Source organism: Aromatoleum buckelii (assembly GCF_012910785.2).
Classification (GTDB): domain Bacteria; phylum Pseudomonadota; class Gammaproteobacteria; order Burkholderiales; family Rhodocyclaceae; genus Aromatoleum; species Aromatoleum buckelii.
In genome coordinates, this window is sequence record NZ_WTVH02000008.1 from 651,470 (window position 1) to 663,921 (window position 12,452).

Sequence of the window (12,452 nt, forward strand, 5' to 3'; positions counted from 1 at the left end):
CGACCGGACAAAGCCCGCGGTGCTGCTCCGGTGAAAACCGGCGACCGCCCATGCGGCCACCGGCCCCCCTCCCCCGGTTCGCGCCCTATCGGGTCGCGAAGTAGTTATGCCAGGCCCACTCCAGAGCTTCCGGCGTCAGACGCGCCGGTTCGCCGAGGTAGCGGGCGAGATCGGCGATCTGGTTCACCAGGTCGCGCGGGTAGCACGCGAGCAGCGGCTGCCCGTGCGCCTTGTGGTAATCGTTCAACAGCATCTGGAACGCGCTTTCATCGAACGGCACGTCGCGTGCGTCGCAGACTCGCGTGAAAATCTCCCGGTATTCGTGCTCGTCCATCGGCCCGATGTGGATCTTGTAGCCGAGCCGGCGCAGGAAAGCCGGGTCGGCGACGTCGGCCGGCATCAGGTTCGTCGAGAACACCAGCACGACGTCGAACGGCAGCGCGAACTTCGTGCCGCTGTGCAGTGCGAGGTAGTCGTGGTGCCGGTCCATCGGCACGATCCAGCGGTTCATCAGCTGCTCGGGCGTGACGATCTGCCGGCCGAGGTCGTCGACGACGAACAGACCATTGTTCGCCTTCACGTGCGGCGGCGCCTGGTAGAAGCCGCTGCTCGCGTCGTAGTCGAGGTCGAGCATGCGCAGCGTCAGCTCGCCGCCGGTGATCGCGACCGGCCGTTTGCAGCGCACCCAGCGCAGATCCGGCCGCATCAGGTTGTCGAGCGCGGCAGGGCGGCGGTCGTCCTCAATCGGCGTGTGAATCAGCGGGTCGAACACCTGGATGATCTCGCCATCGACGAGGATCGCGTGCGGCACGGCGATATCGCCGTCGAGCAGCAATGCGAGCCGCTCGGCGAGATAAGTCTTGCCGGCGCCAGCCGGGCCGTACAGGAACAGCGCGCGGCCCGACCCCATCGCCGCGCCGAGCTGGTCGCGCACTTCCGGCTTGACGATCAGACCGCGAAACGCCTCGTTTACACCGTCGCGTGTCACTCGCATCTTCGTCACCGACTGGCGCTCGACCTGCGCGACATACGCCGTGAGGCCGACCGGCGCGGCGCCGGCGTACTTGCAGCGGCCGAGGTATTCGACCGCGCGGGCGCGACCGGCGTCGGTCAGTTCATACAGAATGTCGCCGTCCGTCTCGCCGCGGCGCAGCACTTCGCACAGCCGCTCCGCGCGCATGAACGCGAGCAGGCTTTCGAGCACAGTCGCCGGCAGGCGCATCTGCTGCGACAGCTCGGTCAGCCGCATCTGGCCGCGCACGAACAAGAGCTTCGCCGCAAGCTCGACGAGGAACAGCAGCGGCAGGCCGGTTTCTTCGAGCGTGCGCGGGGCGCGCGGGAACGCGGCGGCTTCGTCGAGAGGGATCACGCGGGCGGCGGATGGTGCATTCATGACGAGTTCCGGCAAGTTTCCATTCAACTCAGCGCCCAGCCGCCGGAGCGGACGAGGATCAGTTGCAGCACGACGCCGGCGGCAATCGCGACGGCATAAGGCATGCGGCCGGCGGTCTGCGCGAGCGGCTCGAAGCGCGGGCTGTCGCCCCCCGCTGCGCGCACCGCGCTCGTCGTCAGCATGAAGCGCAGGTTCGTCGCGAGCTGGCGGAACGAGCGCTGCCACAGCGCCATGACGAATGCGAGCACGCCACCGGCGAGGAAGGTCAGTACGACGACACCCAGCGTCTGCAGCGGACCGAGAAACGCGCCGACCATCATCATCAGCTTGACGTCGCCGGCTCCCATCGCGCGCAACGCGTAGAGGGGAAACAGCGCTGCGAAGCCGACGGCGATTCCGGCGGAAACCATAACAAGTGTTACGCCAGAAGAAATTGAAGTCGAGTCATTCAGGCCGGAAAAGAGGCAAGTAAAAAGCGCGGCAGACATGCCTGCGAAAATAAGAAAGTTAGGCACGCGGCGAAAACGAACATCCATGTAGACTGCAAGCGCAAGCGCAAACAGCAGAGGCAACCAAGCACCTTCAATTTTCACGTTCGCCAACCTATGATCTCAGTGAAGATACGTGGCGCTTTGAAGGAAATCACTAAGCGCCACGCGCTTTTTTTATAGTTCAGCTGCGATCGCATTAAAGAGGGCGAGAAGGTTCGTGCCAACCAGCTTCACGCCTGCGATAATCACTACTGCAATTAGCGCGGCGATCAGGCCATATTCAATCGCCGTCACGCCTTCTTCGTCCCGAACAAACCGCTTCATCATTTCCAGCATAATTATCTCCTTCATTTTGAAAAACCGCCGGACCTCCCGGCAACCAACCGGAGCGGGAGGCCCGTTCCGGAAAACTGCTGCGAGGTTTTCGGCCTCGCAGTGAAATCGTCGCCCACTCACGACACCGCGTCGGAAACTTTCGTCGCGACGTCGCCGTAAAGCGCTTCGACACTGTCACCGAGCAACGCGACCGAACCCACGATTGCCCCGAAGATCAGCGCCCCCAGCAGCGCATATTCGATCGACGTGACGCCGTCCTGGTCTTCGATGAATCCTTTCAGCAGTCCGGCAATTCGCCTGGTTTTCATCGCTTTCGTCCTGTCCTGCGGCTTGACTTCAGATTAGGCGCCGAACGGTTCGGCAACATCGGCAATTGCGCCCGTTTTTAGTAGTCATATGCGCCACAGGTGCTTGTGACATTTGTCACGCTTGGGGAGGTGGCGCCGGAGGTGCCGAGATGATGCGCGTCGCGGTCTCGAGCTCTTTTTCGGAGAAGGCCGTGACTGTTCCCTGCCGATGTCACCGAAGATTTCGCGCCACACTCATCCCAATCGAACCCCGCCGCTTCGTCCCGGGTTTCAAGCGTCGGCATCCGCAGCAGGACGAGCACCGCAACGACGATTTCGGCCAGGCTGAACAGCAGCTTGCTCGTCATGCCGGTTTCGGCGAACGCGCCGAGGTGCGAGATTGCGAACAGCAGCAGCAGCGCGGAGGAAATCGCGCCGAGCGTGGACTGGGTTTGCGGCGACAACCTGTTTTTCGGCGAGGGCGTCACGGTTAGATCTCCTGATGCCGGGCGGGAATGACGATAGAAAACGGCCGTCGATGCTCCTTCGGGATGCCGTGGGGGGCGCCAGGGCGAGGGTTTCAGCTACCGTTCGCCCGGTGCCCGTTTGGCATTTCCTTCATGTTCGCCGGAGGTTCAGGATTCGGCATCGGCTGATGCGACTAATCGGCGTGGGCGCGTTCGACCGGTTGGACCCATGACATTTGTCACGGGCTTCGGCGGTTCAGAGCGCGGCGAGGCGGATCGCGGCGATCAGTTCGTCGCCTGGCGCGGTCTTCGAAACGAAGCCGGCGGCGCCGAGGCGCTGCGCGCGCAGGCGCGCACGCGGTTCGCCGAGGCACGTGAAGACGACGACCGCGGCATTGCAGCAGATGCGGAACAGCGGGATCAGCACGATGCCGTCTTCGCCGCCCAGGTTGGCATCGAGGACGATGACGTGCGGACGAACAGTTCGCGCAAGTTCGAGCGCCTGCCGGACGGAGCGGGCCTGCCCGGTCACGCGCATCCGCGGGGCTTCGCTCTCGATCAGTGCGGTCACCCCTGCAAGGATCACGGGCTGATCGTCGACGAGCAGGATTTCGATCGGTGGAGCCAGAGCGCTCGACAAGATGGCATGCTCCACGCGTGCGGCGACGGCCGCGAGGATTCAACGATACCGGGGGGCTCGCAAGCTGCGCATGGGAGAACTCGACTGCGAGAGGCATGACAACGCGACCGGGAAAAGTGCGTCGCGGGCGACTTGGCGGAGTTCCTGATCGAGGAAGACGTGTTCGGGACTCCGGGGGATCTGGCGATCAGCGCCCGGAAAATAGAAGGAGACGAATTCGGGGAAGGCTTCTTCGCTTGCTCCGGGCCGAATCGTGCGGTGCGGAAACAGCATCGCCATCAAGACCAGCGATCGCCGGGAATCGTCGCGGGGGAGGAGATGCCTGCTGCTTGGCATGACAACTTGACTAGCGAAAGGCGGGTGGCAGGCGCGCCAGTACAGGCATTTCCGGCACCCGAAGTGCAAAACGGCGGAAAGTTCCTCGTCGAGCGCCGTTGCGGGGTTTGTTCACTCCATGACGAATGTCACATGGCGTTCTCGCGCTTTTGACCATGGCCCCGAGGGCCGCGTGGCGGTACGTTCTCTCCTGTCATTTTCGACGCGCCCGCGACCTGCCGCCGCGTTTCCCGCTTCCAGAACGGAGAACAATAATGAAAAAGGTTTTCGTCCTCCTAATACCGGCGGCACTGACCGTCGTCGGTTGTGCGTCGCCGGTCCCCGTCGCGGAGAATTTTCCGCTTTCGTATCAAAAGGTCGCGCGCACTGCGCAGCACTGGGACGTTGTCGCCGACGATGTCGTGGAGCAAACGATGAACGCGATCGAGGATAACGAGAGCCTCCAGAACAGGCCGCTCCACGTGGCGGCATCCGAGCGGCGTTCGGCTTTCAATCGCGCCTTCCGGGAATTCCTGATCACGCGGCTCGTGGATAGCGGAGCGGACGTCGATGTCTGCAAGTCTGAACCGTCGAGGAAGGAGGGTTTTGCTGCGGACGGAGCGCAGATCGAAGTCACCTACGATACCCAGGTGGTGAACCACGGGTTGGGCTTCCCGGACTACGAGCCGCGGCGGTACACGTGGCTTGCCGCCGGCGTCGCTGTGATTCACCGGCTCACGGAGCTGCACCTCAATTCGGTCGAATCGGTCGGCACCGGGCTTGCGGGAGGCGCGTTCGCGGACTGGTGGCTGGGGCGTGACTCGAAACCTACGCGCACCGAAATCCTCATCACGACGACGATCGCCGAGAACAACCGCTTCGTCATGCGTCGAAGCGACATCTACTACGTGCCTGATGCGGATGCGGACCTGTTCGTGCGCTGGAGCGGGAAACGGAAATCGGAATGCCCCGAACAGTCGCAGATTGCCGCTTCAGGCACGGAGTCATCCGGGGCACCTGACGAACAGGAAGTCGAAAATAGCCGCAGGGAACTGGTTGCGCGGGGAATGCGGCGCATCAATCCGGAGTGGCGGAAGTCGGCGTTTTCTTACTGAGCCTTCGCGTACGACCGGGTTCGAATTTGTTCAGCCGCCCGTTTGGCGAAGCTGCATGCCGGCGCCCCCGGCGTCACGAATTCACCAGCCCGATCCCGTGTTCCTTCGCATAAACGTACAGTTCGAGCCGGCCGCGCAGTTCGAGTTTGTGGTAGATCACGGTGAGGTGGTTGCGCAGGGTGTGTTCGCTGATGCCGAGGCTTTCGGCGAGGATCAGGCTCTTGGCGCCTTTGTGGCGGACGACGGTGGCGATGACTTCGAGTTCCTTCGGCGTCAGGCTCGAGATCTTCGCGCTGTGCTCGTCCGGCGGCGGACTTCCGCCCTTGAGCCTGTCCATGATGTCGCCGATCAGCGCGCGATTGACCCAGACGTCGCCTTCGTGGACTTTCTCGATCGCGCGCAACAGCACGTCGACCGGCTCTTCCTTCCGGACGACGCCGCGCGCGCCGGCCATGACAACGCGGCGATGCGCGTCCGTGTCGCGCGCGCCGGTCAGCACCAGCACGCGAGCGCTGAGGGTCCGGTGCAATTCGGCTAGCGCGGTGGCCGAATCGACGCCGCCCAGATCGAGGTCGAGCACGATCACGTCGGCGTTGCGGCTTTCGGGGTCGGCGAGCAGCTCCGCGATGCTTGTCGCGCTGCCGACCAGCTGCATGCGATCGGCACCTTCGATCAGGCGCTCGAGCCCCCACAGCGTCGTTCGGTGATCGTCGACGAGGAAGACACGGATGGCACTTTCGGTGGTGATTATCATGGTTGGCCGTGCTTGGAATGGGCTGGGATGGAGATGATCAGATCAGTCAGGCCGGGCCGCTGGCGCTCGACGACTGCACGGCCGTGGAGCGATTCGGCGCGTTCGACGATCGAGCGCGGGATGAACGGCGGGGGAGGGGCGTGCGGGTCGTGCGCGTTCGTGATCCGCAGCGAACAGACGCCGGCCTGCGCCGAGACGACGATTTCGGCGCGGCTCGCGTCGGTATGGCGGCGGATGTTCGTCAGCGCTTCGCCGACCATCGCGAAAATCGCCGCGGCAAGGCTGCGGCGCACCGGCAGTTCTCCTTCGCAACACACCGACACTTCGATCCCGAACAGCTCGGAAAATCGCTTGGCCTGCCGCCGCAGCGCCGGCGCGAGCGCATCGTCGGCGCCACACGCGCCCGCCCGCATGTCCGTCACAAGCTCGCGCAGATGGTGCAGCTCGCTGATCGCGACGTCCTTCAACGCGTGGATGTCGCGGTGCAGCGGGTTGTCGGGTGCGGCCTTGCGCGCGAGCGCTTCGATGCCGTACTTCAGGCCGAGGTAGGGCTGGATCGCGGTGTCGTGGAGATCGCGGCCGATGCGGGCACGTTCGGTCGCCATCGCGGCTTCGGTGAGCCGCTCCAGCAGGCCCGCGTTTTCGATGACGGGGGCGAGCTGCTCCATCACCCCGTACAGCAGCTCGGCGTCGCGCGCGCGGTAGCGCCGATGCCGCGACGCGAGCAGCAGCCGGCACGGGTGCGGCGCACGGCGGCAAATCGGCATCGCGACCATCGACTGGGCGTCAAGGAGCTGGGCGAGCTGTTCGGCCGCTGCGCGGGCAGCGCTGTTCGACGCTCTGGTTTCGAGGTCGAAGCCGCTGTGACGACGCAGCGGCAGGCGGCCGACGTGGCCGAGATGATGTACGGCCGCGACGTCGGGCGGCAGGCAGCCCAGCGACTCGACGAGGCTCGCATGCAGTTCGCCCGACAGTTCGTTCACGTTGCCGCTGGCGTCGCAATCGAACAGGCGCGGCTCGCTGTCGGGGAGCCACAGCAGAATCAGCCCTCGATCGGCGTCGAAATGGTGCGTCAGCGTGCGCAGCGTCGTCTCCGCGATGCGCCGGACTCCCCGGCGCGGGTCCAGCTGCCCGAGCAGGCGGTCGGCGACCGTCAGCTGCTCGTTCATCTGCACGCCGGCTCGTGCGAGAGCGGCCACGAGGGGGCCGAGAACGAGCAGCGACAGCGGCTGGAGCATCGCGCCCTGCCACGGGATGTCGCCATACCCTTTGTGGATGAGCAACTGGGCTGCGGCGACCGCGGCGGCGAACAGCGAAACCAGCAGGCCCGAGACGAAGCCGAAGCTCAGCGACGCGAAGAGGACGGGAAAGAGCAGCAGCAGGATGAACAGGCTGCTTTGCGCCTCGGCGAGCCACGCGAAAAGCAGGATCCATCCCGCATCGACCCACGGCGTGATGCGCGGCAGAACCGGGTGATTCCCGCGGGTTTCGACCCAGCACAGCCAGCCCGCATAGACGGCGTAGCCGACGGCCGCGAGCGCGGCGGGCGTGCGTCCCGTGCCCGACAGCGAGAGGGCTTCCGTTATGGCGACGATCGCGACAATGACACGTATGTTCGCAAGAATCCGCCGCAGTTCCGGGTTCAGGTGCAGGCCGCCGTTTGCGACGCCAGGCGGGAGCACCGCCGGCGAGGTGGCGCTGCTGTTGTCCATCGTTGGAGTTCTCCCATCGGTCATGGCGCTTTTCGCATGTATGCCGAGAGCAATCGCGCCGTCTGCCGAATGTCACCATATTAAGCCATTCGGGCGTTGCACATCCTTACAATAAACCCAGCCGGGAAACGAAACGGCTATTGGGGAATCCCGGCCGGCGGCGCGCGTCAAACCGCCCGGGGCCGGGGAGCGGCCGGGAGACGATGATGAAAGCCACGCGTACCGAAACCGATTCGATGGGGCCTGTCGAAGTCGCGGCGGACCGTTACTGGGGAGCCCAGACCGAACGCTCGGTCGCGCATTTCCCGATCGGCACCGAGCGCTTCCGCTGGGGGCGGGCGATGATTCGGGCGCTGGGCGTCCTGAAAAAGGCGGCAGCGCGGGCGAACGCGGAACTCGGCGAGTTGGCTCCGGAAGTCGCGACGCTGATCGAGCGCGCCGCGGACGAAGTCATCGACGGCACGCTCGACGCGCACTTCCCGCTCGTCGTGTTCCAGACCGGCTCCGGCACGCAGTCGAACATGAACGCGAACGAGGTCATCGCGAACCGCGCGATCGAACTTGCCGGCGGCGAGCTGGGCTCGAAGCACCCAGTGCATCCGAACGACCACGTCAATCGCGGCCAGTCGTCGAACGACACGTTCCCCACCGCGATGCATGTCGCGGCGGTCGAGCAATTGCACGACCGCCTGCTGCCCGCCGTGGGGCGACTGCGCGCTACGCTCGCCGACAAGGCGAAGGAATTCAGCGACGTCGTCAAGACCGGGCGCACGCACCTGCAGGATGCGACGCCGATCACGCTCGGGCAGGAGATTGGGGCGTGGGTCGCGCAGATCGATTTCGGCATCGCGGCGGTCGAAAGCGCGCTGCCGGGACTGTACGACCTGGCGATCGGCGGCACTGCGGTCGGCACCGGGCTCAACGCGCATCCGCGTTTCGGCGACCGCGCGGCGGCGGAGATTGCCGCGCTTACCGGACGTCCGTTCCGCAGCGCGCCGGACCGCTTCTTCGCGCTCGCCGCGCACGATGCGCTGGTGCAGGCGTCGGCGGCAATGCGCACGCTCGCGGGCGGGCTGATGAAGATGGGGAACGACGTGCGCTGGCTCGCGAGCGGGCCGCGCTGCGGCATCGGCGAGCTGACGATTCCCGAGAACGAGCCGGGGTCGTCGATCATGCCGGGCAAGGTCAACCCGACGCAGTGCGAGGCGCTGACGATGGTGTGCGTGCAGGTGTTCGGCAACGACGCGGCAGTCGCTTTCGCCGGCACGCAGGGGAATTTCCAGCTGAATGTCTACAAGCCGGTGATGGCGCACAATGTGCTGGAGAGCATCGCGCTGCTCGCGGACAGCTGCGACGCGTTCGACGCGCACTGCGCGCGCGGCCTGCTGCCGAACCTGCCGCGCATTCGCGAGAATCTCGAAAAGAACCTGATGCTCGTGACGGCGCTGAACCGCGAGATCGGCTACGACTGCGCCGCCGAGATCGCGAAGAAGGCGCACAAGGAAGGCCTGTCGCTGCGCGAAGCGGCACTCGCATCGGGCTACGTCGGCCCGGAGGAGTTCGATCTGTGGGTGGACCCGGAGGCGATGACGCGGCCGGGTGGGTAGTAAACCGGAGTTTAATTACAACCGTTCGCCCTGAGCTTGTCGAAGGGCGCTGCCAGGGCTTCGACAGGCTCAGCCCGAACGGGATTTGTGCAATGACGGGGAAGGGTGCCGCTCAGGCGACCTTGTTCTTCGCTTTCGCGATCCGCGCGAGGGCGGCGCGCCCGCTGTCGATATGGGCACGCATCAGCAGTTCCGCCCGCTCCGCGTCGCGTTCGGCGAGCGCGGCGAGGATGTCGCGGTGCTCGGCAAGCGACTGTTCGAGCCGCCCTTCGCTGAACAGCGAATGGTGGCGCGACAGCTTGATGACTTTGCGCAGGTCCTCGATGACTTGCAACAGCCAGCGGTTGTCGGTGATCTTCTGCAGCGCTTGGTGGAAAGCCTGGTTTGCTTCGAAATAGCCGTCGATGTCGCCGCTGCCGGCGGCTTTTTCCAGTTTTTCGTGGATTTTCCGCAGCCGCTCGAGATCGGCGTCCGTCGCCTTGCGGGCGGTGATATGCGCGCACTGGCCTTCGAGCAGCGCCATGACGGTGAAAATTTCGTCGAGATCGCGCTCCGAGATTTCGTTGACGTAGCAGCCGCGGCGCGGCTTGAGCGTGACGAGACCTTCGGACGCAAGCACCTTCAGCGCCTCGCGTAACGGCGTCCGGGAGATGCCGTAATCGTCGGCCAGCGCCTGCTCGTCCACCCACGTACCGGGGGCGAGATCATGGGAATAGATACGTTGGCGAAGCCTTTCGGCGACCTCCTGGTAGAGGGCGAGCGGAGCAATGCGGGAGGCGGTCATGAGCGATTCAGTGCAGAGGTGGGGGCGCTTCCGGCAGTCGTGGTGCGCGGAAGTTGCATTCATAATTATGGATAAAGTATTATTCCCTGGTCGGCACAAGTCAACTTCCGGCGCGCGGCCTAGCATGGGAGTGCCAAGGGTTCAGCCATGCGCTGAACCTCCGGCAAGGGAAGGGAGAGCGCTACGTCGCAGCGCAGGAGCGTCGGCGGCCGCCCACGGGTCCGTTCCGTGGGCGGTCTCGTCGCCGCCACATTGTTGTTGGCCGGGTTTTTCATTGGGTTTCGAGCCGGTTCGCGTTTTACCGAATATCGCACGGCCGCTTTTCGCGGCCCTGAACAGAGAGGGTTTGTCATGTCGAACGCCAAGATGCCGGCGTACCCGCAGCCGGATATGGATGCCTGGAAGAAGGTCGCGGCGAAGCACGCGCCCGACGGCGACATCGAAAAGCTGAACTGGATCACCCCCGAGGGGATCGCGGTGAAGCCGCTGTATACGAAGGCGGACGTCGCCGAGCTGCCGCACACCGACACGCTGCCGGGCTTCGAGCCTTTCCTGCGCGGGCCGCAGCCGACGATGTACGCGGTCAAGCCGTGGACGATCCGCCAGTACGCGGGTTTCTCGACCGCTGAGGAATCGAACGCGTTTTACCGCAAGGCGCTGGCTGCCGGCGGCCAGGGTGTGTCGGTCGCGTTTGATCTGGCGACGCACCGCGGCTACGATTCGGATCATCCGCGCGTCACCGGCGACGTCGGCAAGGCGGGCGTCGCGATCGACTCGGTCGAGGACATGAAGATCCTCTTCGACAGCATTCCGCTCGACAAGGTGTCGGTGTCGATGACGATGAACGGCGCGGTGCTGCCGATCCTCGCCGGCTACATCGTCGCCGCCGAAGAGCAGGGCGTTTCGCAGGACAAGCTCTCGGGGACCATCCAGAACGACATCCTCAAGGAGTTCATGGTCCGCAACACCTATATCTATCCGCCGACGCCGTCGATGAAGATCATCGCCGACATCTTCGGCTACACCGCGCAGCACATGCCGAAGTTCAACTCGATCTCGATCTCCGGCTATCACATCCAGGAAGCCGGTGCGAACCAGGCGATCGAACTCGCGTTCACGCTCGCCGACGGCCTGGAATACGTGCGCACCGGCATCAACAGCGGCATGGACGTCGATGCGTTCGCCGGCCGGCTGTCGTTCTTCTGGGCGGTCGGGATGAACTTCTATCTCGAAGTCGCGAAGATGCGCGCCGCGCGCCTGTTGTGGTGGCGGATCATGAAAGGCTTCAACCCGAAGAGCGCGAAGTCGATGATGCTGCGCACGCACTCGCAAACGTCGGGCTGGTCGCTGACCGAGCAGGACCCGTACAACAACGTCGTGCGCACGACGATCGAAGCGATGGCGGCGGTGTTCGGCGGCACGCAGTCGCTGCACACGAACGCGCTCGACGAAGCGATCGCGCTGCCGACCGAGTTCTCGGCGCGGATCGCGCGCAACACGCAGATCATCATCCAGGAAGAGACGCACATCTGTAACGTCGTCGATCCGTGGGCGGGCTCCTACATGATGGAGAAGCTCACGCAGGAGATGGCCGACACCGCGTGGAGCCTGATCGAGGAGATCGAGGCGATGGGCGGCATGACGAAAGCCGTCGAGTCCGGCTGGGCGAAGATGAAAGTCGAGGAGTGCGCCGCCGAGAAGCAGGCGCGCATCGATTCCGGCAAGGACGTCATCGTCGGCGTGAACAAGTACAAGCTCGCGAAGGAAGACCCGATCGAGATCCTCGACATCGACAACCACGCGGTGCGCGATTCGCAGATCGCGCGGCTGAAGCAAATCCGCGCGACGCGTGACGCAGCCGCGGTGAAAGCGGCGCTCGACGCGCTGACCGCGTGCGCCGAAGCCGGGCAGAACGGCAGCCGCGACGGCAACCTGCTCGACCTCGCGGTGAAGGCGATGCGCGTGCGCGCGACGGTCGGCGAAGTGTCCGACGCGCTCGAGAAAGTGTTCGGCCGCTACCGCGCGAACCCGCAGGCGGTGTCCGGCGTGTATGGCGCCGTCGTCGAGAACGACTCCGACTGGAAGGCGCTGAAAGCCGACATCGAGGCGTTCGTCGCCGAGGAAGGCCGGCGCCCGCGCATCATGATCGCGAAGCTCGGCCAGGACGGCCATGACCGCGGCGCGAAAGTCGTCGCGTCCGCGTTCGCCGACCTCGGCTTCGACATCGACATCGGCCCGCTCTTCCAGACGCCGGAAGAAGCTGCGCGCCACGCGGTCGAGAACGACGTCCACGCGATCGGCTGCTCGAGCCTCGCCGCGGGTCACAAGACGCTGGTGCCGGAGATCATCGACGGCCTGAAGAAGCTCGGCGCGGGCGACATCGTCGTCTTCGTCGGCGGCGTGATCCCGGCGCAGGACTACGACGGGCTGTACGCGGCTGGCGCGAAAGGTATTTTCGGGCCGGGCACGCCGATCCAGACCGCGGCGCGCGAAGTGCTGAAGCAGATCCGCGCGGCGAAGGTGGCAGCGTAAGACGGCGATCGCAGCGCAA

At 65.0% G+C, this 12,452-nt stretch carries 13 protein-coding genes; 4 read left to right on the top strand and 9 right to left on the bottom strand.

From position 1 onward, the window contains the following. Window positions 1-85 precede the first annotated feature (85 nt). The 6 genes from GO608_RS04935 to GO608_RS04960 all read right to left on the bottom strand — a co-directional run bounded on the left by GO608_RS04935 (window position 86) and on the right by GO608_RS04960 (window position 3,614). Complete coding sequence (locus GO608_RS04935) at window positions 86-1,393, bottom strand: ATP-binding protein (protein WP_169197218.1); 1,308 nt, start codon at window positions 1,391-1,393, stop codon at window positions 86-88. Window positions 1,394-1,416: 23 nt separating this feature from the next. After that, complete coding sequence (locus GO608_RS04940; protein WP_281505706.1) at window positions 1,417-1,986, bottom strand: A24 family peptidase; 570 nt, start codon at window positions 1,984-1,986, stop codon at window positions 1,417-1,419. A 72-nt stretch (window positions 1,987-2,058) separates the two neighbouring features. After that, window positions 2,059-2,220, bottom strand: coding sequence for a Flp family type IVb pilin (locus GO608_RS04945; RefSeq protein ID WP_211159207.1), 162 nt, complete (start codon window positions 2,218-2,220; stop codon window positions 2,059-2,061). Window positions 2,221-2,336: 116 nt separating this feature from the next. Continuing rightward, window positions 2,337-2,528 (bottom strand): Flp family type IVb pilin, encoded by a 192-nt coding sequence (locus GO608_RS04950; RefSeq protein ID WP_169197216.1) that lies wholly within the window; start codon window positions 2,526-2,528, stop codon window positions 2,337-2,339. A gap of 77 nt (window positions 2,529-2,605) precedes the next feature. Then, window positions 2,606-2,995, bottom strand: a complete 390-nt coding sequence (locus tag GO608_RS04955; protein WP_169197215.1) for a hypothetical protein — start codon at window positions 2,993-2,995, stop codon at window positions 2,606-2,608. Window positions 2,996-3,230: 235 nt separating this feature from the next. Beyond that, window positions 3,231-3,614 (bottom strand): response regulator, encoded by a 384-nt coding sequence (locus GO608_RS04960; protein ID WP_211159206.1) that lies wholly within the window; start codon window positions 3,612-3,614, stop codon window positions 3,231-3,233. 132 nt (window positions 3,615-3,746) lie between these two features. On the opposite strand from GO608_RS04960, the gene GO608_RS04965 reads away from it, so the two are divergent. Both GO608_RS04965 and GO608_RS04970 read left to right on the top strand, forming a co-directional pair. Beyond that, window positions 3,747-4,103, top strand: a complete 357-nt coding sequence (locus tag GO608_RS04965) for a hypothetical protein (RefSeq protein ID WP_169197213.1) — start codon at window positions 3,747-3,749, stop codon at window positions 4,101-4,103. 101 nt (window positions 4,104-4,204) lie between these two features. Further along, complete coding sequence (locus tag GO608_RS04970) at window positions 4,205-5,044, top strand: hypothetical protein (RefSeq protein WP_169197212.1); 840 nt, start codon at window positions 4,205-4,207, stop codon at window positions 5,042-5,044. Between the two features lie 73 nt (window positions 5,045-5,117). Here GO608_RS04970 and GO608_RS04975 read toward each other — a convergent pair whose 3' ends face one another. Then, window positions 5,118-5,798 (bottom strand): response regulator, encoded by a 681-nt coding sequence (locus GO608_RS04975; RefSeq protein ID WP_169197211.1) that lies wholly within the window; start codon window positions 5,796-5,798, stop codon window positions 5,118-5,120. Further along, window positions 5,795-7,510, bottom strand: a complete 1,716-nt coding sequence (locus tag GO608_RS04980) for a GAF domain-containing sensor histidine kinase (RefSeq protein ID WP_169197210.1) — start codon at window positions 7,508-7,510, stop codon at window positions 5,795-5,797. Before GO608_RS04980 ends, GO608_RS04975 begins: the two co-directional genes overlap by 4 nt. Before the next feature lie 206 nt (window positions 7,511-7,716). On the opposite strand from GO608_RS04980, the gene fumC reads away from it, so the two are divergent. Further along, the gene (fumC, locus tag GO608_RS04985; protein ID WP_169197209.1) at window positions 7,717-9,117 is read left to right on the top strand and encodes a class II fumarate hydratase; all 1,401 of its coding nucleotides are present in this window, start codon (window positions 7,717-7,719) and stop codon (window positions 9,115-9,117) included. Window positions 9,118-9,229: 112 nt separating this feature from the next. Here the strand turns inward: fumC and GO608_RS04990 are convergent, their stop codons facing one another. Beyond that, window positions 9,230-9,901, bottom strand: coding sequence for a GntR family transcriptional regulator (locus tag GO608_RS04990; RefSeq protein ID WP_169197208.1), 672 nt, complete (start codon window positions 9,899-9,901; stop codon window positions 9,230-9,232). Window positions 9,902-10,252: 351 nt separating this feature from the next. Here GO608_RS04990 and scpA point away from each other — a divergent pair, with 351 nt between their 5' ends. Next, window positions 10,253-12,433, top strand: a complete 2,181-nt coding sequence (gene scpA, locus GO608_RS04995) for a methylmalonyl-CoA mutase (protein ID WP_169197207.1) — start codon at window positions 10,253-10,255, stop codon at window positions 12,431-12,433. The last annotated feature ends 19 nt before the right edge of the window (window positions 12,434-12,452 follow it).